The sequence below is a fragment of the Azospirillum lipoferum genome, assembly GCF_024170005.1.
GTDB classification, from domain to species: domain Bacteria; phylum Pseudomonadota; class Alphaproteobacteria; order Azospirillales; family Azospirillaceae; genus Azospirillum; species Azospirillum lipoferum.
This window is the reverse complement of record NZ_JALJXJ010000025.1, coordinates 21,875-44,277: the sequence shown is the minus strand read 5'-3', so window position 1 is coordinate 44,277 and position 22,403 is coordinate 21,875. Positions and strand designations below refer to the sequence as shown.

The 22,403-nt window shown below is 67.7% G+C and carries 25 protein-coding genes and 1 pseudogene; 19 read left to right on the top strand and 7 right to left on the bottom strand.

Annotation, left to right across the window (positions count from 1 at the left end):
* The first annotated feature begins 4 nt into the window (after window positions 1–4).
* A complete protein-coding gene (locus J2848_RS33910; protein WP_149235533.1) occupies window positions 5–928 on the top strand; it encodes a radical SAM/SPASM domain-containing protein in 924 nt (307 codons plus the stop codon).
* 52 nt (window positions 929–980) lie between these two features.
* Window positions 981–1,964 carry a hypothetical protein gene (locus J2848_RS33905; protein WP_149235532.1) on the top strand — a complete coding sequence of 328 codons (984 nt, stop codon included), beginning with the start codon at window positions 981–983 and terminating at the stop codon, window positions 1,962–1,964.
* Between the two features lie 40 nt (window positions 1,965–2,004).
* On the opposite strand, the gene J2848_RS33900 is transcribed toward J2848_RS33905, so the two are convergent.
* Complete coding sequence (locus J2848_RS33900; protein WP_211103365.1) at window positions 2,005–2,223, bottom strand: hypothetical protein; 219 nt, start codon at window positions 2,221–2,223, stop codon at window positions 2,005–2,007.
* A 425-nt stretch (window positions 2,224–2,648) separates the two neighbouring features.
* On the opposite strand from J2848_RS33900, the gene J2848_RS33895 reads away from it, so the two are divergent.
* The gene (locus J2848_RS33895) at window positions 2,649–3,884 is read left to right on the top strand and encodes a hypothetical protein (protein ID WP_149235531.1); all 1,236 of its coding nucleotides are present in this window, start codon (window positions 2,649–2,651) and stop codon (window positions 3,882–3,884) included.
* A 56-nt stretch (window positions 3,885–3,940) separates the two neighbouring features.
* Here the strand turns inward: J2848_RS33895 and J2848_RS33890 are convergent.
* Window positions 3,941–4,237: pseudogene (locus J2848_RS33890) on the bottom strand (transposase); the annotation flags it as partial.
* Window positions 4,238–4,431: 194 nt separating this feature from the next.
* Here J2848_RS33890 and J2848_RS33885 point away from each other — a divergent pair.
* The 10 genes from J2848_RS33885 (at window position 4,432) to J2848_RS33845 (ending at window position 12,091) form a co-directional block, all read left to right on the top strand.
* Window positions 4,432–4,569 (top strand): hypothetical protein, encoded by a 138-nt coding sequence (locus J2848_RS33885; protein WP_170307306.1) that lies wholly within the window; start codon window positions 4,432–4,434, stop codon window positions 4,567–4,569.
* A 101-nt stretch (window positions 4,570–4,670) separates the two neighbouring features.
* Window positions 4,671–5,348, top strand: coding sequence for a ubiquinone anaerobic biosynthesis accessory factor UbiT (gene ubiT, locus J2848_RS33880; RefSeq protein WP_149235530.1), 678 nt, complete (start codon window positions 4,671–4,673; stop codon window positions 5,346–5,348).
* A 6-nt stretch (window positions 5,349–5,354) separates the two neighbouring features.
* Window positions 5,355–6,353, top strand: coding sequence for a ubiquinone anaerobic biosynthesis protein UbiU (gene ubiU / locus J2848_RS33875; protein ID WP_149235529.1), 999 nt, complete (start codon window positions 5,355–5,357; stop codon window positions 6,351–6,353).
* Window positions 6,354–6,366: 13 nt separating this feature from the next.
* Window positions 6,367–7,263 (top strand): ubiquinone anaerobic biosynthesis protein UbiV, encoded by an 897-nt coding sequence (ubiV, locus tag J2848_RS33870; protein ID WP_149235528.1) that lies wholly within the window; start codon window positions 6,367–6,369, stop codon window positions 7,261–7,263.
* 456 nt (window positions 7,264–7,719) lie between these two features.
* Complete coding sequence (locus tag J2848_RS33865; RefSeq protein WP_149235527.1) at window positions 7,720–8,028, top strand: hypothetical protein; 309 nt, start codon at window positions 7,720–7,722, stop codon at window positions 8,026–8,028.
* A 645-nt stretch (window positions 8,029–8,673) separates the two neighbouring features.
* Entirely contained in the window at window positions 8,674–9,360 is a 687-nt protein-coding gene (locus J2848_RS33860; protein WP_149235526.1) for a DUF1826 domain-containing protein, read from the top strand.
* Window positions 9,347–9,478 (top strand): hypothetical protein, encoded by a 132-nt coding sequence (locus J2848_RS36065; RefSeq protein ID WP_281288686.1) that lies wholly within the window; start codon window positions 9,347–9,349, stop codon window positions 9,476–9,478. Before J2848_RS33860 ends, J2848_RS36065 begins: the two co-directional genes overlap by 14 nt.
* The gene (locus J2848_RS33855) at window positions 9,475–10,245 is read left to right on the top strand and encodes a metal ABC transporter ATP-binding protein (protein WP_246194515.1); all 771 of its coding nucleotides are present in this window, start codon (window positions 9,475–9,477) and stop codon (window positions 10,243–10,245) included. Before J2848_RS36065 ends, J2848_RS33855 begins: the two co-directional genes overlap by 4 nt.
* Window positions 10,242–11,126, top strand: a complete 885-nt coding sequence (locus tag J2848_RS33850) for a metal ABC transporter permease (protein ID WP_149235524.1) — start codon at window positions 10,242–10,244, stop codon at window positions 11,124–11,126. Before J2848_RS33855 ends, J2848_RS33850 begins: the two co-directional genes overlap by 4 nt.
* Window positions 11,127–11,167: 41 nt before the next feature.
* Entirely contained in the window at window positions 11,168–12,091 is a 924-nt protein-coding gene (locus J2848_RS33845) for a metal ABC transporter solute-binding protein, Zn/Mn family (protein ID WP_149235523.1), read from the top strand.
* Window positions 12,092–12,127: 36 nt separating this feature from the next.
* Here the strand turns inward: J2848_RS33845 and speB are convergent, their stop codons facing one another.
* The 5 genes from speB to J2848_RS33820 form a co-directional block, all read right to left on the bottom strand.
* Entirely contained in the window at window positions 12,128–13,177 is a 1,050-nt protein-coding gene (gene speB, locus J2848_RS33840) for an agmatinase (RefSeq protein WP_149235522.1), read from the bottom strand.
* Between the two features lie 40 nt (window positions 13,178–13,217).
* Window positions 13,218–14,015, bottom strand: a complete 798-nt coding sequence (locus tag J2848_RS33835) for an ABC transporter permease (protein WP_149235521.1) — start codon at window positions 14,013–14,015, stop codon at window positions 13,218–13,220.
* Window positions 14,015–14,866, bottom strand: a complete 852-nt coding sequence (locus tag J2848_RS33830) for an ABC transporter permease (protein ID WP_149235520.1) — start codon at window positions 14,864–14,866, stop codon at window positions 14,015–14,017. The genes J2848_RS33835 and J2848_RS33830 overlap by 1 nt, the downstream gene beginning before the upstream one ends.
* Window positions 14,863–15,963 carry an ABC transporter ATP-binding protein gene (locus tag J2848_RS33825; protein ID WP_149235519.1) on the bottom strand — a complete coding sequence of 367 codons (1,101 nt, stop codon included), beginning with the start codon at window positions 15,961–15,963 and terminating at the stop codon, window positions 14,863–14,865. The genes J2848_RS33830 and J2848_RS33825 overlap by 4 nt, the downstream gene beginning before the upstream one ends.
* A 124-nt stretch (window positions 15,964–16,087) precedes the next feature.
* Complete coding sequence (locus tag J2848_RS33820; RefSeq protein ID WP_211103364.1) at window positions 16,088–17,188, bottom strand: ABC transporter substrate-binding protein; 1,101 nt, start codon at window positions 17,186–17,188, stop codon at window positions 16,088–16,090.
* 246 nt (window positions 17,189–17,434) lie between these two features.
* On the opposite strand from J2848_RS33820, the gene J2848_RS33815 reads away from it, so the two are divergent.
* The 6 genes from J2848_RS33815 to J2848_RS33790 all read left to right on the top strand — a co-directional run bounded on the left by J2848_RS33815 (window position 17,435) and on the right by J2848_RS33790 (window position 22,399).
* On the top strand, window positions 17,435–18,343 hold the full coding sequence (locus J2848_RS33815; RefSeq protein WP_149235518.1) for a LysR family transcriptional regulator: 909 nt from the start codon (window positions 17,435–17,437) through the stop codon (window positions 18,341–18,343).
* A gap of 102 nt (window positions 18,344–18,445) precedes the next feature.
* Entirely contained in the window at window positions 18,446–19,162 is a 717-nt protein-coding gene (locus J2848_RS33810; RefSeq protein WP_149235517.1) for a GntR family transcriptional regulator, read from the top strand.
* A 44-nt stretch (window positions 19,163–19,206) separates the two neighbouring features.
* Window positions 19,207–20,058 carry a transporter substrate-binding domain-containing protein gene (locus tag J2848_RS33805; RefSeq protein ID WP_211103363.1) on the top strand — a complete coding sequence of 284 codons (852 nt, stop codon included), beginning with the start codon at window positions 19,207–19,209 and terminating at the stop codon, window positions 20,056–20,058.
* A gap of 128 nt (window positions 20,059–20,186) precedes the next feature.
* Window positions 20,187–20,852 (top strand): amino acid ABC transporter permease, encoded by a 666-nt coding sequence (locus J2848_RS33800; RefSeq protein ID WP_149235516.1) that lies wholly within the window; start codon window positions 20,187–20,189, stop codon window positions 20,850–20,852.
* A 12-nt stretch (window positions 20,853–20,864) separates the two neighbouring features.
* Entirely contained in the window at window positions 20,865–21,530 is a 666-nt protein-coding gene (locus tag J2848_RS33795) for an amino acid ABC transporter permease (protein ID WP_149235515.1), read from the top strand.
* A 26-nt stretch (window positions 21,531–21,556) separates the two neighbouring features.
* On the top strand, window positions 21,557–22,399 hold the full coding sequence (locus J2848_RS33790) for an amino acid ABC transporter ATP-binding protein (RefSeq protein ID WP_149235514.1): 843 nt from the start codon (window positions 21,557–21,559) through the stop codon (window positions 22,397–22,399).
* The last annotated feature ends 4 nt before the right edge of the window (window positions 22,400–22,403 follow it).

The window sequence follows — 22,403 nt, the reverse complement described above, 5'->3', positions numbered from 1 at the left end:
GACGATGGACGCACTCGCCCCGCTACCCACCGCCATACCCGGCGACCCGACGGTGCTCGACACGCCCTTCTCGGTTTTCAACATCGAGCTGACCAACCGCTGTCCCTTCAGATGCGTCATGTGCGCGCGCACCGGCAACATGACGCGCCCGCAGGGGATGATGGACTTCGGCCTGTTCCGCAAGGTGATCGACGAATATGTCCAGGAGAACCCGAAACAGGCGGCGAAGGCCGATTGCTGGCTCCACCATTTCGGCGAAAGCCTCGTTCATCCGGATTTCGACCGCTTCGTCGCCTATGCCTCGGCACGCGGCGTGTCCGCTGCCCTGTCGCTGAACCCACTGATGCTGAAGCGGCCGACGGCGTTGGCGCTGCTACGTGCCCGTCCTGCCAAGCTCTATCTATCGATCGACGGCCATGACGATGCGTCGTTCGAACGCATCCGCGGCGTCGCAGGTGCCTATGACACCTCGGTCCGCAACCTGCTCGATTTCCTGAAGCTCAAGAAGTCCTTCAAATCCAAGGTCCAGGTCATCGTGTCGATGATCGATTTCGGCCTGAACGGCGACAGCATCGCCCGGAAACGGGACTACTGGTCGAGCCTCGACGGGGTCGACGCTTTCTTCGCCAAGGAGTTCGTCACCTGGGACGGCAACGCGCCGGACGTGAACATCCTTGCCGGCAACCGGCCGCCGCCGCAGGACCACGTCACCTGCCGCTTCCCCTGGAGCAGGTTGACCGTTACCTGGGATGGCGATGTCGTGCCCTGCTGCTACGACTATGACAAGCGCTATGTGCTGGGCAACGTGGCGACGCAGTCGCTGAGGGAGATCTGGAACGGCGGGCCCATGCGGTCGCTGCGCCGGGAATTCCTCGACAACCGTGTCTCCAATCCTCTGTGCCAGAATTGCGATTACCTTCGGGCCTGACCCGCATCCGCCCCCATACGCAAAGCCACGACACGCAAAAAGGACGCCGCCGATGTCTGCCGAACTAGAGGATCTGGTTCCTCTCTTCCGTGCTGGACGCGCCCTGGCCTGGGACCATCACCGCCAGCAGCAGCGTTCGGCGGAGCGTCAGCTTCTGCTGACCGCCCGCGCTCTGGGCGAGTCCCTGCGCGCGCGCAAGAGCATTCCCCACCTGTCCGACGTCGAGTTCACGGTGTTCTCGCAGACCGGCGAGGACGGCATCATCGAATGGCTGATCCAGAACCTTCCAGTCCGCTCCGAGAGCTTCATCGAGTTCGGCGTACAGGACTATACGGAGAGCAACACCCGCTATCTGATGCGCAACCGCAACTGGCGGGGGCTCGTCCTCGATGCGAATGTGACGCACATCGAGGCGATCAGGAACGACGGGATCTATTGGAAGCACGATCTGGTCGCAGAATCGGCGTTCATAACGAAGGAAAACGTGAATGACCTGCTGTCACGCAGCGGCCATGGCAATGAAATCGGTCTGCTGAGCATCGACATCGACGGCAACGACTATTGGGTATTCGATGCGCTCGACGTGGTTCGTCCGGACATTGTGATATGCGAATACAATGCGGTCCTGGGCGACATGCATGCTTTGACGATCCCATACGATCCTGCATTCCAGCGCTCCATCGCTCACCCTTCCTGGCTTTATTTCGGCGCCTCGATCCGGGCGCTCGAACAGGCGGCGGCGCGCAAGGGCTATGTGCTGGTCGGCAGCAACGGGGCCGGGCACAACGCCTTCTTCGTCCGTGGCGAGCTTGCCTCCCATCTGTCGATCGGGGACCGGAGCGCACGCCCCTCCCTCTTCCGGGAATCCCGGGCCGAGGACGGGGGCCTGTCCTATGTGGGGGGAGTGGAGCGGGCCGCCCTGATCGCGGACATGCCAGTGCTCGACCTGGAAACCGGCCGGACGGCATCGCTGGTCAGCCATGGACAACTTTACAGCCGCGACTGGCAGGCCCGGATGGGAGGCCGCCGCGGGTGACTGCGCGCTCTTTCCAACCGCTTCGCCAAGGTGAAGGGCATCAGCCCGGGGGAAGCAGGCCCCGGGCGCAGGCACGATCCAGCAGGTTCTTGACCGAGGCTGCCGCCCAGTTGCGCCCGCCGCGCGGTGTGGTCTCCCGCATCGCCTCCAGTTGGGCGCCGATGGCCCGCAGCGATAGCTTCGGGTTGGCCCGGCCGATGCCACGCGACAAGACGCCAAACCGCTCCCTTGCCTTGTGCCCTGTGATCAAGGCTGTCATGGAAGCAGGTCGCACTGGGACAGTGACCGCACCGCTCAGGATTGTTCGCTTGTTTTCAATGGGATGAAGCAGCCGCGGAAGCTCGCAGGGCGGACTTTTCGCACGAACTGCGGGCATTTCATTCTGCCGGAGCGGAAATGCGGTCCTGAAGGGGGTGCCGGGAGGGTCTGAAGGACGGAACGTGTCCACCGATTCCGGTGTGAGTCCAGTGATCCTGGGCAAAAATTCAGCCGCTTTCCGTGATTTCTGGAGCCTGCCCAGCGATCCCGGAAAACCGACACCTGAGGGTCCATCGGGGGATAAAGCCCTGATTAAGTGCATTATCAGGCGGTTATCAAAAGCCAGATTTTCCTGATGTCGATGTCAGTGCAGTTAGCAAAGATCGCTGCAACCATCTATCCTGGCGCGGCTTTTCCGGAGCCGCGATGATCCTCCTCTCTCTCCTCCCTGCCCTGCTCGCCGCCGAACGCGCGCTCGGCCGCCTCGACCAGGCGCTCGCCGAGCCGGCGCGGCGCCGGCGCCTCGCCGCCGATGCCGCCCGCCGCGCGGCCGCCGCGGTGATCCGGCTCGACGGCCACCGCCTCGACGCCCACGACTTCCAGCGCGCCCTGGCCGCGCCGGAGCACGCCCGGGGCGAGGCTGCCCGCGCCGCCCTGCTGGTGCCGCTGTTCGCCCAACTGCCGGCCGGCCTGACCACCACTCTGCCGCCGGAGTGTGGAACCGTCCAGCCTAAGGTGCTTCCAACCGCAGAGGAGGCCCCGGCCGATGTCGTGGCCGCGGTGCGCGCCTCGATTGCCGCACTGGAGGAGATTGATTTCAGGGACGGTGAAGGCCTGAAGGAGCATGAAGGCGACGCCGCCGTCGCTACCCCACCGCCGCTGCTCACGCCCTGGACCCGACCCTGGCTGGACGAGTTGCACCGGCGCTGGAGCATCGCCCAGGGTGGCCGCCCGGTCGGTCTCGGCGAGGCCCGCGCCGCCGATGCCGGTCCGGCGCTGGAGGCGGTGGCCGAGGCCCTGGATGCCGCGCCCGGCCTGCTCGGTGCGGCGGCGGCGATCCGCGCTCTGGCGTTGCGGCCCGACCCGGGAGCGCCGCAGCGCCGCGGTCCGGACGACGATGCCGAGAGCGCCGCCTTGCGCGCTGCGGTCGCGGCGGAGCGGCCGCCGACCTCCTGGTGGAGCGTGGTGGTGTGGCTCGCCGCCCCCGACCTGATCCGCGAGGCCTGCCGCCTGCATCATGCTGGACCGCCGCTGACGGCGGCCCTCGCCCGTGACGTCACCGGCTACCGGCTCGCCCTGGCCGGGACCGAGGGCGCCTGGACGCGCTGGGTCCTCGACGGCATTCCCGAGCTGGTGGCGCATGAATTGGAACGGCTGCGTCACCTCGATCTGCTGCAGGAGCAGTGGGAGGCGCGGCTGGCCGCCACGCCGCGGCGCAGCAGTTCGCGCCTGCCCGACGTGCTGGACTGGCTGCACGACCGTCCGGCCTTCACCATCAGCCGGGTGGCGGGCGAGCTGAAGGGACGATGCGGTCTGTCGCTGCGCGGGGTGCATCTGCTGGTGGAGCAGCTCGCCAAGGCCGGCGTGGTGCGCGACATCGCCGACCGCGGCGGCGAGCGGGTCTGGGCCTGCGATCTCAGCTTCCTGCCGCCCGGGCGCTGACTGGATCGAAGGGACTCGGTAGGCCATCGTCCCGTCTACGATAGGGCTTCTCGGAACCCGACCGAGGCCACTACGATGTGCCGCTTGCGTCCGTTGATCTTCTTGCCCGCGTCGTAGCCACGCTCCCGGGCGGCGGGAGCCTTCACAGATTGACTGTCCACAACCCCGGCGCTCGGACCGGCCTCGCGGCCAGCCCGTTCACGGTCGATCATCAACGTCACGTCTTGGACCGTCTGAAACAGCAAACGTCGCAGCAGATGCCGGAACCACCAATACACCGTCTGCCACCGTGGGAAGTCCTTCGGTAAAAGCCGCCAGCTGCAGCCCGTCCGGGCCAAGTAGCGCAAGGCGTTAAAGCCAGAAGGCTCTTTGAGCGTCTTGGCAGCAACGGGATCGCTGTTTTGATTAAACACATTGGTTTCACATTAAAACAAATATCTCCGCGCCCTTTCCGGCTCCCGGTTGTGGCGAACCACTTCATGGTTCCCACGAGTGCGTTATATGGGTGCTCTCGTAACACTTTATGGTTCCATCCAGACCCCGGCCGGTGGCGGTCGCCAAGGACCCGGCCGCCTTCGTCCGCGAGACGCGCGGGGTGGTCGCCGCGCTGAAACACCGCATCGGCCGCGAGGACCGCGAGCTGTATGACCTGATCGACCGCGCCGGACTGGCCAGTGCGGCCTGACGGCGGGCTTTTCCAAGCTTGAACTTGACCGAGGTCAATGACGTCAGGCGGTTACCGGCTTTCATGGGCAGCGGAATGACCGATGAGGAGGGAAGCCGCCCATGCGCGATCCCGATGTCGCACAGACTGTTTCCGTTTCCAATCCCCTCGCCGGCGAGCGTGCCCGCCGGTTCGAGACCGGGCTGAGCCGGGCCGGGCTGGGGCTGGTGCCCAGGCTGGGGCGGCGGGCCAGTGACGCCCTGCTGGCCCGGCTGCTGCGGCTGCTGGCCGACCGGCATCCGCGCGCCTTCGAGGCGTTGCGCGGGATGCCGGACGCCCGCGTGCTGATCGAGCCGGTGGACGCGCCGGTGGCCCTGCTGATGCGCGTCGGTCCGGAATTGTCGCTACATGCCCTGCCGCGCGGGGCCGATGGTGTTGGTGAGGCGGGGGCGGCCGATGCCGTCGTCCGCGGACCCTATGCCCGGCTGCTCGACCTGCTGGAGGGGCGGATCGACGGCGATGCGCTGTTCTTCCGGCGCGAGCTGAGCATTTCCGGCGACACTGCGCTGATTCTGGCCCTGCGCAACACGCTGGACGGCGAGGAGGAGATGGATCTGGTGGCCGACGTCGCCTCCATCGCCGGGCCGCTGGCCCGTGTGCTGCCGGTGCTGCGGCGCAATGCCGGGCCGGTGCTGGACCGGATCGAGGCGGCGCGCCGGCTGCTGCCGCCGCCGCTGCGCCGCGGGATCGAGCGGGTGGAGGCGCGCATCATCGGGACGCTGCCCGGATCGGGAGCGTAAGGAACCATGGACAATTTCGAGCTGATCTGCCCGGCGGGGACGCCGGCCGCGCTGCGCGCCGCCGTCGATGCCGGGGCCGACGCCGTCTATCTCGGCTTCCGCGACGAGACCAACGCCCGCAATTTTCCGGGGCTGAACTTCACCCGGCAGGATGTCGCCGACGCGGTGGACTACGCCCATGCCCGGCGGGTGGAAGTCTATGTCGCCATCAACACCTATCCGCAGGCGGGCAATCTCGGCCCCTGGCAGAAGGCGGTGGACGATGCGGCGCGGCTGAGGGTCGATGCCGTCATCATGGCCGATCCGGGGCTGCTGGCCTATGCCGCCAAGCGCCATCCCGACCTGCGGCTGCACCTGTCGGTCCAGGCCTCGGCCGCCAATGTCGAGGCGATCCGGCTGTACCGCGACACCTTCGGCGTGCGGCGCGTCGTGCTGCCGCGCGTGCTGACGGTGCCGGAGATCGCCAAGCTGAACGCCGAGATCGACATCGAGACCGAGGTGTTCGTCTTCGGCGGCCTCTGCCCGATGGCGGAGGGGCGCTGTTCGCTGTCCTCCTACGCCACCGGCCTGTCGCCCAACAAGCAGGGCGTCTGTTCGCCGGCCAACCATGTCCGCTATGAACAGCGCGGCGGGGCGCTGGCCTCGACGCTGGGCGGCTTCACCATCAACGTGTTCGGCGAGGGCGAGCAGGCCGGTTATCCGACGCTGTGCAAGGGCCGCTTCGTCGCCGGTGCCGGGGCCGGGGGAGCGCCGGCCTATCTGTTCGAGGAGCCGACCAGCCTGAACGCCATGGATCTGCTGCCGGAGTTGAAGGCGGCCGGCGTGCGGGCGCTGAAGATCGAGGGGCGGCAGCGCGGCAAGGCCTATATCGCCGCGGTGGTGCGCGCCTATCGCGAGGCGCTGGAGAGTTTCGCCGCCGGGCGGCCGGTGCCGCACATCGATCTTCAGGCGATGGTCGAGGGCGGAACCCAGACCACCGGCGCTTACACCCGTGCGTGGCGATAAGGAGTTTTTCGAAATGACTGCGTCACTCACTTTGGGGCCGGTGCTGTTCAACTGGCCGGTTGACCGCTGGCGCGACTTCTACGCCCGCATCGCCGACGAGGCGCCGGTGGACACGGTGATCGTCGGCGAGATCGTCTGCTTCAAGCGGGCCCCCTTCTTCGCCGAGGCGATGGGGGACGTCATCGAGCGGCTGAGCGCCGCCGGCAAGACGGTTTGGCTCGCCAGCCCGATCCTGGTCGGCAGTGAACGTGAACGCGCGGCGATGCGCGATCTGGTGGAATCCGACGCCGGTCTCGTGGAGGCGAACGACATGGGGGCGCTGGCCCTGCTGGCCGGGCGTCCCCATGCGGTCGGGCCGACGATCAACGTCTACAACGAGGCGACGTTGGGCTGGATGGCCGGGCGCGGGGCGGTCGCGGTGTCGCTGCCGGCCGAACTGCCGGCGGCGACCGTCGCGGTGCTGGCCAAGGCCGGGCGGGAACTGGGGGTGGAGACGGAGGTGCAGGTCTGGGGGCGGGCGCCGCTCGCCATCTCGGCCCGCTGCTATCACGCGCGCGCCCATGGGCTGCACAAGGACGGCTGCCAGTTCGTCTGCGGCAACGACCCGGACGGCATGCCGGTGACGACGATGGACGGCCAGCCCTTCCTGACCGTCAACGGCACGCAGACGATGTCGCACGGCTGCCTGTGCCTGGCGGCGGAGTTGCCGGCGCTGGTCGAGATGGGGGTGAACCGCTTCCGCCTGTCGCCTCAGGCGATGGACATGGTCCGGGTGGCCGAGGCGTTCCGCGCGGTGCTGGACGGCCGGCGCGACGGGGCGGAGGTCGCCACGGAACTCGGCGGGCTGATCGACGCGCCGCTGGTCAACGGCTTCTACCACGACACCGCCGGGGCGCTGCGGGTGGCGTGAGAGGGGTACGAGACGCGCGCAGGCCGGGTCCGATGATCGTCTCCGGCCAAGGGGCGATCCCTTACCCGCAGGACTCCCTAATCACCAGCCTGCCGATCTGTGCCCCAACGCCCTGCCGGGCCTTGGGGCATCCTTACAAAGAGGACAAAGGGCGCCAAAAAGTCCGGGTTCTGTCGGTCTTGATCGGGGCTGAAGACCAGCAAGGTCCACCATCATAGCATCGTGTCCCAGACGCAGGCAGCCTCCAGGACAGCTTACTCACTTTCGTATCGTTATCCAGGAATGATGGCGGTTCTCATGTACTGATTGATGCACTGGCGTGACAGCTTGGCTCACCAGCATGACGCCCACTTTTGGGGTACCAAGCCAGAGAAAAGGTGCCGCACGGGATATGCCGTTGACCGGAATGAGTGCATAACCCATTTTTTAGTTCTTCGGATCGGAAGGACCGCAACTATGTCGAGCAGGCTTACGCGCGTCTCTGAAGTCTTGGGAATCATTGGCTTCTTTCTCGCTCTGCCAGGCTCATTGGTTGATGTTCGGACGCTCTACAGCAACACCGTGTCTACATGGAAAGCACCCGTAGTGGCGGAAGATGCTGGGCCGCACGGTGCCGGTGGCGCGCAAACGCCGATCGAGTTGAGCGCAGCTGTTGCTGAACAACCGAAGGAACCGAGGAGAGATGTCGTTAATCAGTCGAAGGTGACAACAAAGGATGTTGTGACCATCGCCGACCTTAGGGCTGCCCGCTTCATTATTCGTTGATGTGCACCCCGCGCCCCGACGGGCTTCGTGAACCGCAGCGTGGAGAGCGGGACGCGCGACGCCAAAGTCATCGATCGCAGCGTCACGCACGATCGCCATGTTTTCACAACCGGGGCACGGTTGGACGCGAACGAGGTGCTGGCGGTCGTCCTCCGTTTCCAAATACCATTCAAGATCGTCTGATGCATCGCTGGTTGCAAGTGTCAGCGGGTTGACTAACTGTTCGGCGCTCGCCGCCTGACTAGCAAGTTGGAAGCTGGTGACGGGGATGCGGGTCGTATCCCGAGTGAGCGCATGGTCGGGGTGGCGTCGGAGGTAAGGCTGCCACGTACGCACAACGCCAGATCGATGCCTTCCTCGATCAGGCCCATCGCACGGTCAGTGGGATCACGGCGCTCTGCGTCTTTCTCGATGGGCTCTCCGAAGAATTTCGCCGGACGAGCGGCCAAACCGCATTGTGATTGATGCACTCGATGCTGGGTTGGCTCTTTGAGCGATGCCTCGCGTTCGACGAAGTGGTCCGGTGGCCCCCTCATCTCGCCCAAATAGGGTTTGCGCTGACAGGACAGGCGGAGTGAAAGCGTGCTTGCATTATATGTAATGATATAACATTACTGGTGCGACACTTCCTTCCGCCGTGGTCGCATGTCCAGTCTCTCCCAGTCCCCGGCCCAATCCCCTGCCGCCATCTTCCCCTGCCCGGCCGCCGGTCTGGACGGACAGGCTCATGTCGCCGAATGCCGGACGGCCGACGCGCTGTCCGCCATCCGGCGCCCCAACGTCAATCTGGCGGTCTGGCGCCGGCCGCTCCCGGCCGGGATCGCTGCGCAGAGCGCGCGGGCGGCGGCGCATGGCCTGTCCTGCCATCTCGCCACCTCGCCCGAGGAGGCCGCCGACGACCTGCTGGCGGCGCTGCCGCCCCGCCGGATCGAGGGGCCTTTGCTGACCGACATCGTCGGTCTGGTGCGCCTCTATGCCGACATCGTCGGATGCACGGCGCTGCGGCTGCGGCTGGACAGCCTGTCCGGCGACGGCTGCCGGTTCTTCCATGTCGATTATGTCGGCCTCCGCCTGCTTTGCACCTATCGGGGCGCCGGAACCCAATGGCTGCCGGACGGGGCGGTGATCCGCTCGGCGCTGGGCCGCGGCGACAATGAGGCCGTGCAGTCCGATCCCGGCCGGGTCCAATCCTTGCGCGCCGGCGACGTCGCCCTGCTGAAGGGCGAGGGATGGCCCGGCAACCGCGGGCGCGGCCTCGTCCATCGCTCGCCGCCCGCCGGCCGGTCCGGCGCTCCCCGTCTGCTGCTGTGCATGGACCATGATGAGCACTGACCGTTTCCGCTCGCCCCTGGCGGTGTCCGCGACGACCCGGATCGCCGTGGCGGTCCTGCTGTGCGCCCTGCTCTGGCTGACGGTGGCCTGGGTCCTGGAATGGGGGGCGGCAACGTGACGCTGTCCTTCCCCGACGCGACGGCGGCTCCGCTGGTCCGGCTGACCGACCTGACGCTGGGATACCGCCGCCATCCGGCGGTCCATCATCTGAGCGGCGGCTTCCGCGACGGCTCGCTGACCGCCGTGGTCGGTCCGAACGGCGCCGGCAAGAGCACGCTGCTGAAGGCGATGGTCGGCGCGCTGCGCCCGCTCGACGGCCGGGTGACGCTGCATGGCCTGACCGCCGCCGACATCGCCTATCTGCCGCAGCAGGCCGAGGTCGAGCGCGACTTCCCCATCGACGTGCTGGACACCGTGCTGCTCGGGCATTGGCGGCGGGTCGGGATTTTCCGGTCCATCGGCGGCGCGCTGCGGGGCCAAGCGGAGGAGGCGCTGGCGGTGGTCGGCCTGTCCGGCTTCGAGCGGCGCCCGATCGCCGCCCTGTCGGCCGGCCAGTTCCAGCGCGTGCTGTTCGCCCGCATGCTGCTGCAGGATGCCCGCCTGATCCTGCTCGACGAGCCCTTCACCGCCATCGACGCCAGGACGACCGCCGACCTGCTCGACGTCGTGCGGCGCTGGCATGGCGAGCGGCGCACCGTGATCGCCGTCCTGCACGATCTGGAGCAGGTCCGCGCCCATTTCCCCGAAACGCTTCTGCTGGCGCGCGAGCCGATCGCCTGGGGCCGCACCGCCGATGTTCTGGCTCCGGCGAACCTCGTCCGTGCCCGCGCGATGGCGGAGGGTTGGGACGACAAGGCCGGGCTCTGCCGGAGGACCGTACCATGACCCTCTACGAGTTCGCGGTGGATCCTTTCCTGGAGTTCGCCTTCATGCGGCGGGCGCTGGCCGCCTGCCTCGCCCTGTCGCTGGGCTGCGGTCCCGTCGGCGTCCTGCTGGTGCTGCGGCGGATGAGCCTGATGGGCGACGCCATGTCCCATGCGGTGCTGCCCGGTGCCGCCATCGGCTTTCTCGCCGCCGGCCTGTCCCTGTGGGCGATGGGGATCGGCGGCTTTCTCGCCGGGCTGGCGGTGGCGCTGCTCGCCGGGCTGGTGTCGCGGGTGACGGCCTTGCGCGAGGATGCCAGCTTCGCCGCCTTCTACCTGATCTCGCTGGCCGGCGGGGTGCTGATCGTCTCGCTGCGCGGCAGCAACGTCGACCTGATGCATGTGCTGTTCGGCACCATCCTGGCGGTGGACGATGCCGGGCTGCTGCTGGTCGCCGGCATCGCCAGCGTCACGCTGCTGGTTCTGGCGCTGCTCTACCGGCCGCTGGTGGTGGAGTGCTTCGATCCCGGATTCCTGCGGGCGGTCGGCGGATCGCGCGGCCGGCTGGGCGCGCTGTGCCACCTCGTCTTCCTGGTGCTGGTCGTCCTCAACCTCGTCGGCGGCTTCCAGGCGCTGGGGACGCTGATGGCGGTGGGGCTGATGATGCTGCCGGCAGCATCGGCCCGCTTCTGGGCGGAAGGGATCGCCACGCTGGCGCTGACCGCCATGGCGCTCGCCTTCGCGTCGGGCATCGGCGGGCTGCTGCTGTCCTTCCACCTCAACCTGCCGTCCGGACCCTCCATCGTCCTGGTGGCCGGGGCCGGCTATCTGCTGTCGCTGGCGCTCGGGCCGGTCGGCAGCCTGCGCACGCGCTGGTTCCCTGGCCGGCATCTGGAAGCCTGACCCCCCTCCTCCGCTTTTCATCTTCCCAAGGAGAACCACCGATGAAACGTCTGTTTGCCGTCCCGCTGGCGGCGGCGCTGGCGCTGTTCGCGCTTCCGGCCCTGGCCGAGCCGGTGAAGGTGGTCGCCACCTTCACCATCCTCGGCGACATGGTCCGCCAGATCGGCGGCGACGAGGTCGCGGTGACGACCCTGGTCGGCCCCGACGGCGACGCCCATGTCTATGAGCCCACCCCCGCCGACGCCCGCGCGCTGGGCGCCGCCAACCTCGTCGTCGTCAACGGGCTGGGGATGGAGGGCTGGATCGACCGGCTGGTCAAGGCGTCCGGCTACAAGGGGCCGGTCACCGTCACCAGCACCGGCGTCAAGCCGATCGCCGGGGAAGAGGAGCATGACGGCCACGGGCACGATGATCATGACCATGGACACGGCGCCTTCGATCCGCATGCCTGGCAGTCGGTGGCGAACGCCAAAATCTATGCCGACAACATCCTGAAGGGCCTCGTCGCCGCCGCGCCGGACAAGGCCGCCGTGCTGCGCGCCAACCATGCCGCCTTTGAAGCGAAGCTCGACGCGGTGGAGGCGGAGATCAAGGCGGCGCTGAAGCCGATCCCGCGCAAGGACCGCAAGATCGTCACCTCGCACGACGCCTTCGGTTATTACGGCAAGACCTATGGCGTGACCTTCCTCGCCCCGGTCGGCATGTCGACCGAGGCGGAGGCGTCGGCCGGCGACATCGCCAGGATGATCCGCCAGATCAAGAAGGAGAAGATCAGGGCGGTCTTCGTCGAGACCATCGCCGACCCGCGCCTGCTGGAGCAGATCACGCGGGAGACCGGGGCGCGCATCGGCGGGCGGGTCTATTCCGACGCGCTGTCGGCGGCCGACGGGCCGGCCGCGACCTATGTTGACATGATGCGCCACAACCTGCAGCAGTTCACCAGGGCGCTGGCGCCTGCCTCGTGAAGGCAAGGCAGGGCGCTTGCGGCCTCGGCCGGCAGGTCAGCCCCGCCGCTGCTCCAGCGCCTTGACGGCGAGGCACAGGATCTCGAACAGCATCTGCGCGCCGGCCTGGGCGGTGGTGGTGTTGGCGTCATATTGCGGCGCCACCTCCACCACGTCGCCGCCGATAACGTCGAGCCCGGCCAGCCCGCGCAGAAGCTCGATCGCCTCCCGCGTGGTCAGCCCGCCGACCTCCGGCGTGCCGGTGCCCGGAGCGAAGACCGGGTCGAGGCAGTCGACGTCGAAGGAGACATAGACCGGCCCGTCGCCGACCACCCGGCGGGCCTGCTCGATCACGGCGGGAATGCCGCGCTGCGCCACCTCCTCGGCATGGATCACCGTCATGCCGGAATCGTAGGAGAACTCCCACAGATATTCGGAGCTGCCGCGGATGCCGATCTGCACCGTGCGTTCCGGGTCGAGCACGCCGTCCAGCACCGCCTGACGGAACGGGCCGCCATGGTGGAACTTCGATCCCTCATAGGGGCCGCTGGTGTCGCAATGGGCGTCGAAATGGATCATGCCGACCGGCCGCTCGCGGCCCAGCGCCTTGAGGATCGACTGGCTGATCGAATGGTCGCCGCCGACCGACAGCGGGATCACGCCGGCATCCAGCACCTTGCCGTAGAAGCTCTCGATGTCGTGGTGACAGGCCTCCAGGTCGAAGCGGCTGGACAGCGGCACGTCGCCGACATCGGCCAGCCGGCAGGCCGCCGACGGCACCATGTGCAGTACATGGTTGTAAGGGCCGATCCGCTCGATCGTCCGCAGCGCCCGCGGGCCGAAGCGGGCGCCGGACCGGTTGGTCACGCCCAGATCCATCGGCACGCCGATCAGCGCCACCTCCAGCCCGCCGAAATCCGGCAGGGCGGCGGCATCCGGATCGTACGGCGCGTTCAGCAGGGTGGGCACGCCGGAGAAGGGCTGTTTGCGCCGTCCGCCGGAGAATTGCAGGGCGGCGACCTGCTTGAACTCCGGCGAATGGATGTCGGCGCCGCCGCTGCCGCTGTATTTCTCGCGCAGACGGTTGAGCTTGTCCGGATCGATCATTTGAAAAACTCTCCTGTCGGAAGTCAGTCTTGCCGGCCAATCAGTCGGGCTTGATCCAGGCGCCCAGCAGGCGCGGCAGGTCGCCGAAGCGGGCGATCAGCCCGAAGACGGCGGCGGTCAGCAGCACGAACAGAACGGTGACGGCGGCCATGGTCGGCGTGTAGCCGTAGCGCAGGGCGTTGAAGATCTTGATGGGGAGCGTTTCCAGCGTGAAGCCGGCGACCATGTAGGCGACGATGTATTCGTTGAGCGACAGCACGAAGGCGAAGGCGAAGCCGGAAATCATGTAGGGCCGCACCAGCGGCATCACCACCGTCCGCAGCACCGTGTGGTCGTCGGCCCCCATGGTCGAGGCGGCCTCGACAAAGCTGCGGTCCACCGCGCCGAAGCCCAGCGACAGGGTGACCAGCGGCAGCGTGACGAAGAAGATGGCGTGGCTGACCACCACGGTCCACGGCTCGCCATACTGGCCGGCGGTGGACCAGAAGCTGAGGAAGCCCAGCGCGGTGATGACCGGCGGCAGGATGAAGGGGGCCATGCCCAGCACCTCGAACGCCCGCGCCCAGGGCGCCCGCCAGCGCCAGATGAACCAGGCCAGCGGAAAGGCGATGGCGACGGCCAGCGCCGCCGACAGCGCCGCGACCACGAGGCTGGCGATCAGCGCCCCGCGCCAGCCGGGATCGGTGAAGATCTCGGCATACCACGCCAGCGACAGGCCGTTGGGCGGGAAGTCGAGCGAGCGTTTGGCGTTGAGCGACACCCCCGCCACCACCAGGATGGGTGCGGCCAGGACGAGACCGATCAGGCCGGCCATCAGGCTGTTGAGCCAGCGCAGCATCACGCCTCCTCCTTGCGTCCGAACAGCAGGGACAGCCCGACCAGCGCCAGACTGACCAGCACCAGGAAGACCGCCATCGCCGCGGCGAACGGCATGTTGGACTGGTAGATCGCCTGATCGGTGATCAGCACCGACAGGGTCCAGTGCTGCGGCCGGCCCAGAAGCTGCGGCAGCAGATAGCAGCCGAGAGCGAAGACGAAGGCCATGATCAGGGTGGCGACGATGGTGTTGCGCTGGGACGGCACCACCACGGTGAAGAAGGCCTTCACCGGCGAGGCCCCCAGCGTCCGCGACGCCTCCACCAGCGCCGGGTCGAGCCGGGCGAGCGCCGGATAGAGCACCAGCACGGTATAGGGGAAGGCCTGATAGACCATGCCGGCCAGCAGCGCGCCGAAGCTGGGCGACAGCGATTGCGGCTCCGCCATCAGCCCGACCGCCACCAGCAGATTGGTGATGCCGGCGGTGCGCGACAGCAGGGTCGACCAGGCGAAGCCGATGATCACCTCCGACAGCGACAGGATCGACAGCAGGAAGACCAGCCAGCGCACCTGGGCCGCCCGCGGCAGCCGCGCCAGCCGGTAGGTGAAGGGGAAGCCGATGCCGACCGCCACCACGGCCACCAGCGCCGCCAGCTCCAGCGAGAAGGACAGCACCCCGCCGAAGAAGGCGCTGAGGAAGCGTTCGTAATTGGCCAGGACCAGATCGGGCTCGTAGAAGCCGCCGGGAATCCGGCGGGCGACGCTGACCGCGATCATCAGGCCGAAGGGAATGACGAAGAAGACAACCAGCATCAGCGCCGGAAACAGGATCGGCGCGTGCTCGCCCAGGCTGCGGGGGGCGCGGCGGATCATGACGGCCGCTCCCCGGCGGTTCCGCCTTCCGGCGGCAGGACGACGCAGGCTTCGGCAGGGATTTCGACGATGACGGCGGCACCCGGCTCGACCGCCGGACGGTCCTGCGGCCGGGTCAGCGCCACGATCTCCCGCCCGGAAACGTCGATGCGGAACTCGACGCTGGCGCCGAGATCGCGGACGAAGGACAGGGTCCCGGCCAGCCGGTTCGCCACGGCGCCCTGCCCGCTCCCCTGCCCGCCGGATGCGGTCGCCGGATGCAGCAGCACCTCCTCCGGCCTGACCGACAGCAGGGCGCGGCCATGCGGCGGCAGACCGTCAAGGACCAGCTCGCCGCCCGGCACGCTGGCGCGGCCGGGGGCCGTCACCTCGCCCTCCAGCAGGTTGGTCATGCCGATGAAGTCGGCGACGAAGGCGTCGGCCGGCCGGCGGTAGACCTCCATCGGCGGGGCGGCCTGACGGATCCGCCCTTCCGACATCACCACCACCAGATCGGCCATGGTCATCGCCTCCCGCTGGTCATGGGTGACGACGATGGTGGTGATGCCCAGCCGCCGCTGAAGCTGCTTCAGCTCGATCTGCATCGCCTCGCGCAGCTTGGCGTCGAGCGCCGACAGCGGCTCGTCGAGCAGGAACAGCTTCGGTTCCAGCGCCAGGGCGCGGGCGATGGCGACGCGCTGGCGCTGGCCGCCCGACAGGCGCGACACCGGCCGGTCGGCCATGCCGGGCAGGCGCACCAGCTCCAGCAGGCTGTCCGCCTTGCGGCGGCGCTCGTCGGCGGGAACGCCGCGGATGCGCAGCGGATAGGCGATGTTCTCCCCGGCGCTGAGATGAGGGAACAGGGCCAGCGACTGGAACACCATGCCGAAATCCCGCTTGTGGGCGGGGGTCGCAGTGATGTCGCGGTCGTCGATCAGCAGCTGGCCGCCGGAGGGTTCCTCCAGCCCGGCGATCATCCGCAGGAGCGTGGTCTTGCCGCAGCCGGAGGGCCCCAGCAGGCAGACGAACTGGCCATGCGGGATGCGCAGGCTCGCCCCATGCACCGCGGTGAAGCCGCCGTAACGCTTGGTGAGACCGTCGAGAACGAGGGCGGACATGGCGGGCCTTCGGATTGTTCGGAAAGGACGGAGCCCTTCCCCCGGCCTTTTGGATTTCCGTGCGGTCGCTTCAGACGTGTCCGTCTGAAGCGACCGCACGCGGGGGGAGAAGGGCGCTCGCGGGTCAGCCCACGATCATTTCTGTCCATTTCTGGTTCAGCCAGTCGGCCTTGGACACATAGAGGTCATAGCGCGGAACGATCGGCGTCAGATCGGAGGAGACCGCGGCGAACTCCTTGTCCGTCAGGTCGGTGGCCGAGCGGTCGATCGTCGGCGAGGTGCCGACCTTGCGCGACAGCAGCGCCTGGATCTGCGGCTGGCACATGTAGTCGATGAAGACATGGGCCAGATCGCCGGCCTTGGATGCCTTGGACACCGCCCAGCTGCCGGAATCGAGGATGCCGCCCTCCTTGGGGAAGGTGGAGCGCACCGGATGGCCGTCGGCGGCGGCCAGACCGGTGACGTCGTGGTAATATTGCCCCATCGGGATCTCGCCGGACTTCAGCGCCGCCTCGAACTGCGCCTCGTCGCGGTACCACAGCTTCACATTCTTCTTCAGCTCGGCCAGCTTCTTGAAGCAGTCGAGCTGGCCCTGCTCGCTGTCGAGATGCTTGGAGCCACCGAAGAAGGTGGCGGCGGTCACGTCGAGCAGGAAGGAGTTGGAGACCAGCGCCAGCAGGCCCAGCTTGTCCTTGTTGGCCGGATCCCACAGCGTCGCCCAGCTTTCCGGGGCCTGGGGATAGCTCTTGGTGTTGGTCACCAGGGTGATGTACCAGGACACAGCACCGACGCCCGACAGCCGGCCGTCGGGATATTTGTTGATCAGCGCCGGCTTGACCTTGGTGGCGTTCGGCAGCCTGGCGGGATCGAGCGGCGCCCACAGCTCGGCGGCCATGCCCTTCAGCATCGCCACCTGGGACATCATCGACACGTCGGCCGGGGCCTGTTTGGCACGGGCCGCCTGTTCAAGCTGGATCAGCCACGCCTCGCCCGTCGGTTCGGCCACCGCCTCCACCGCGATGCCGGTCGCCTTGGTGAATTCCGGGAAGATGTGCTTGTCGAAGCTGTCCTTGAAATAGCCGCCGTAGACCCCGACCTTCAGCGACTTCGATTGCGCCCGGACGATGGAGGGAAAGCCCACCGCGGCGGCGGCGGCAAGCCCGCCCGCACCCGCCAGCACCGCCCGCCTGCCCAGTCCGCTGCCCACTCCTGCACCGATCTTCATAGCGTGTCTCCGTCTCGTCGTTGGTCAGCCCCGATGGAGGGCGGGCGAATCCGGCAGTTCGAATACCGGTGGGGAGACGGCGCGGCAGCACCCTGCCCCGCCCGGCCCAACCCGGCTGGAATTGCATGGTGGAATTAGACGGCGACTTTGCGTTCCCACACATCCGGAATTTTTTGTATCTTACTTCGACAGGAGCCGAAGTAAGACCGGCCCAGCCCCCATTCAGGCCGGAGGATCGCCGATCGCATGAGCCGGATGACCATCGAGACCGCCGATCTGCGGCTCTTTCGCCTGTTCATGACGGTGGTGGAGGCCGGTGGCTTTACTGCGGCGCAAGGCGAACTGAACCTGTCGCTCTCCACCATCTCCACCCATTTCGCCGAGCTGGAGGGGCGGCTGGGGGTGCGGCTGTGCCGGCGCGGCCGCTCCGGCTTCAAGCTGACGGAGGAGGGGCAGTCGGTCTATGACGAGCTGCGGCGGGTGTTCGACACGCTGGACCGGTTCGGCGCCCGGGTGCGGGGGCTGCGCGACCGCCTGACCGGCACCCTCACCATCGGGCTGGTGGACAACACGCTGACCGACCCGAATTTCCCGCTGGAGCGGGTGATCACCCGCTTCGCCGACGCCGCGCCCGAGGTCAACCTCGCCATCGCCACCCGGCCGCCCAACGAGTTGCTGCGCGACGTGGTCGGCGGCGAACTGCATCTCGCCATCGCCAGCTTTCCGCGGATCGTGCCGGGCCTCTCCTACATCGACCTCTACACGGAAACCAACCTGTTCTATTGCGGAGCCGGCCACTCCCTGTTCGACCGTCCGGACGAGATGGTCGATCTGGACGAGGTGCGCCGCCACCGGCTGGTGGCCCGCAGCTATTGGGGGGCGCGCGACATCAAGATCTTCGCGATCAGCGCGCCGCATGCGACCGTCAGCGACATGGAGGGAGCCGCCCGGCTGATCCTGTCCGGCCGCTATCTCGGCTATCTGCCCGACCATTACGCCGCCCCCTTCGTCCAGGCCGGACGGCTGCGTGCCCTGCTGCCGCGGGTGCTGTCCTATCACTCGCCGTTCCAGATCGCGGTCCACGGCGACCGGGCGAGGACGCCGGTGGTCGATCTGTTCATGACCCTGACGCGGGAGGAGATCGCCGGCCGCTGAACCCCGTCCGGTGATCGCAGTCCGGTTGCAGGACAATGCCGGTTGACAGGTCGGCCTGCCCGGCTCACATTGTCAACAATCGACTGTCTATGGCGAGGATGCATGTTCGGCGGATCGAAGGACAAGGCCGGGGGATCGGTCCTGGCGCGCGTGCCGAAATCGACCTTCCGCGCCCACATCGCGGACGGGTTGCGGGCCGCGATCCTGAACGGCGACATCGAGCCCGGCGCGCAACTCGTCGAGACCACGCTCGCCGACCAGTTCGGCGTCAGCCGCGGCCCCTTGCGCGAAGCGATGCGGCAGCTGATCGACGAGGGGCTGCTGATCGCCGTGCCCTACACCGGCACCCATGTCGTCGGCCTGTCGGTGGATGACGTGCGCGAGATCTATTCGATGCGCGTCACCCTGGAGATCTTCGCCTTCGAGCAGATCTGGGCACGGCGGGATCAGGCGTTCCGCCAGGGGCTCGTCGCCCGCCGCGACGCGCTCACCGCCTGCATCGACGCCGAGGACGATGCCGCCAGCATCGTTGCCGAGCTGCAATTGCACGGCTTCGTCTATGAGGCGACCGGGCACAAGCTGCTGATCCGGACCTGGGAGAGCATCCGCGGGCGCTTGCAGCTGTATTGGGCGGCGCACCACCGCGCGCACGGCATCCGCGGCCCGCGCCGCGACGGCCACGACCGCTATGTGGCGATGGCGCTCTCCGACGATTTCGACGCGCTGAAGTCGGAAATCACCGACCACATGGCGCGTGGCGGCCGGCAGACCGAAGACTTCCTGCGGGGCCGCGAGGCCGGCGCGGCCAAGCACGCCTGACCGGATCCACAAAAAGACGACGAACAGACAGAGGAGGCTTAGAGATGACCATCAACCAGGGGAAAATGGGCCGCAGGACCCTGCTCGGCCTTGCCGCCGGTGCCGCTGTCGGATTGTCGGTGTTGCCGGCGCTCGCGGCCTCGCCCTCCACCCTGGACAGGATCAAGGAGAGCAAGCGCCTGCGCATCGGCGTGACCTCGGCCGAGCCCTGGTTCTTCAAGGATCCGATGACCGAGACCTGGACCGGCGTCGGCGTGGCGATGGGGCAGCGGCTGGCCGCCAGCCTTGGCGCCACTCTGGTTCCGGTGGAGACGACCTGGGCCAACGCGGTGGGGGCGCTCCAGGCCGACCAGATCGACCTGATGTTCGTCCTCGACCCGACCGAGGAGCGGCGCAAGGCGATCGACTTCCCCGATGCCCCGCTGTTCTATTATGCCATGGGCGCGCTGGTCGCCGGCGATTCCACCATCAAGAGCTGGGCGGACATCGACAAGCCGGGCCTGCGCATCGGTGTGACGCTCGGCACCTCGCTGGACAAGAATGTGACCGCGATGGTGAAGCAGGCGGCGATCAACCGCTTTTCCAACAATGACGAGACCATCGCCGCCTTCGCCGCAAAGCGCATCGACGTCGCCGTCCAGTTCCATCCGGCGCTCGTCGTCCAGCAGACCCGCCTGCGGCTGGGCAAGGTCATCCTGCCCGAACCGGTGGAGCCGGTGGCCACCAGCGTCGGCCTGCGCAAGGAGGAGAACCCGGCCTTCCGCGACTGGCTGGACGGGCAGCTGAAGACGCTCTACGCCGACGGAGTCCCCGACCAGCTGTTCGCCGGCTATCTGAAGTCGAAGAACGTCGATGCCTCGAAGATCCCGGGCCTGATCAAGGAAGCCTGGCGCTGAGCGGCGGCAAGGCCATTGGAATTTGCTCCCTCTCCCGCCTCTCGCACAAACTTCGTTTGTGCTGACGGCGTCAGGCGGATCGAAGATCCGCTGAGAGCCCCGGGAGAGGGCGATACTGAGGACGCCGCATGAGCTATCAATGGGATTTCTCGCCGGTCCTGACGCGATGGCCGCTGCTGCTCGACGGTCTGCTCAACACGGTGAAGATCGCCGCCATCGCCATCGTCTTCGGCGTCCTGGTCGGGCTGGTCCTGGCTCTGCTGCGGCTGTCGCCGCGCCGCTATCTGCGCCTGCCGGCGGCGGCCTTCGTCGAGTTCTACCGGAACACGCCGCCCATCGTGCATTTCTTCTGGTTCTTCTATGCCCTGCCGGTGGTGCTGAACATCAGCCTCGACCCGCTGGTCGCCGCCGTGCTCGCCCTGTCCACCCAGTCCGGCGCCTTCTATGCCGAGGTATTCCGCGGCGGCATCCGCTCCATCGAGCGCGGCCAGTGGGAGGGGGCGAAGGCGCTGGGCATGACCCACACGCAGCTGATGCGGCGCATCGTGGTGCCGCAGGCGGCGACGCGGATGATCGCCCCCTTCGTCGAACGCTCCTTCGAACTGATCAAGACCACGGCGCTCGCCTCCACGCTGGCCTATGGCGAGCTTCTCTATCAGGCGATGATGGTGAACAGCGAAACCTTCCGGCCGCTGGAGGTCTACACCACCGTCGCCCTGCTCTATCTCGTGCTGCTGGTCTCGTGCAGCGCGCTGGCCCGGGTCGCCGAAGCGCGGCTGACCGCCTACCGCTGAGGAGACGGAGAGATGGACTACGCCTTCGACTTCGCCCTGGTGGTGGAGACCTTCCCGATCCTGATGCGCGGCTTCGTAGTGACGCTGGAGCTGTGGCTGCCCAGCCTTGCCATCGGGCTGGCCGCCGGCCTCGTCCTGGCGCTGGCCCGGCTGTCGCGCAGCCGGCTGCTGCGCGGCGGCAGCCTCGTCTACATCGAGCTGTTCCGCGACACGCCGGTGCTGATCCAGCTGATCTGGTTCTACTACGCCTTCCCCATCCTGATCGGGGTGCAGCTGTCGCCCTTCACGGCGGCGCTGCTCGGGCTGGCGCTGAACAGCTCGGCCTATGGGGCGGAGATCTTCCGCGGCGGCATCCAGTCGATCGCCCGCGGCCAGTGGGAGGGGGCGAAGGCGCTGGGCATGCGGCGTGCCGACGTGCTGCGCCGGATCATCCTGCCGCAGGTCTTCAAGCTGATGCTGCCGGCCTTCACCAACCGCGCGGTGGAGGTGGCGAAGATGTCGTCGCTCGCCTCCGTGCTGTCGGTGCATGAGTTGATGTATCAGGGCCGGCTGCTGAGTTCGACCTACTACCGCCCCTTCGAAATCCTCACGACCGTGGCGGTCGTCTATTTCGTCCTGATCTATCCGGCCACCTTCCTGTCGATGACCCTCGAACGCCGCATGGCCGGCAAGGGCTGACCGTCATGCAAGCGGAGACTCCCTCCATGCCAGATCCCATACTGCCGGTGTCGATCCCGTCGGTCTCGCCGGTCCCGGCGGCGCCGCCGATCCTCCAGGTGTCCGGCCTCCACAAATGGTTCGGGCCGCTGCATGTGCTGCAGGGGATCGATTTCTCCGTGGCGGCCGGCGAGCGCGTCGCCATCATCGGCGGCAGCGGATCGGGGAAGAGCACCTTCCTGCGCTGCCTCAATTTCATGGAGATGCCGACCGCCGGCCGGATCGCGCTCGACGGCACGCCGCTCGGCCGTGCTGTCGGCAAAGCGGCCCCTGGCAAGCCGGACGAGGTGCGCTATCCCGAAAGCGAGCTGTGCCGGGTGCGCGAGCGCGTCGGCATGGTGTTCCAGCAGTTCAACCTGTTCCCGCACATGACCGTGCTGGAGAACGCCATGGAAGGGCTGGTAACCGTCAAGCGGATGAAGAAGGCGGAGGCGCGCGAGCGCGCCCTGCGCGAGCTGGACAAGGTCGGGCTGGGCGGCAAGACCGACGTCTATCCCGGACGGCTGTCCGGCGGCCAGCAGCAGCGGGTGGCGATCGCCCGCGCGCTGGCCATGGAGCCGGAGATCCTGCTGTTCGACGAGCCGACCTCCTCGCTCGACCCCGAGCTGGTGGGCGAGGTGCTGCGTGTCATCCGGCAACTGGCGGAGGAGGGGCGGACCATGCTGCTCGTCACCCACGAGCTTGGCTTCGCCTATCATTTCGCCACCAAGGTGATCTTCCTCGCCGACGGCGTCTTCCACGAGGTCGGGACGCCGGACGAGGTGCTGAAGCACCCCCGGCAGGAGCGCACGCGCGCCTTCCTGGAGCGTTTCACCGAATTTTCCTTCTGAGAGC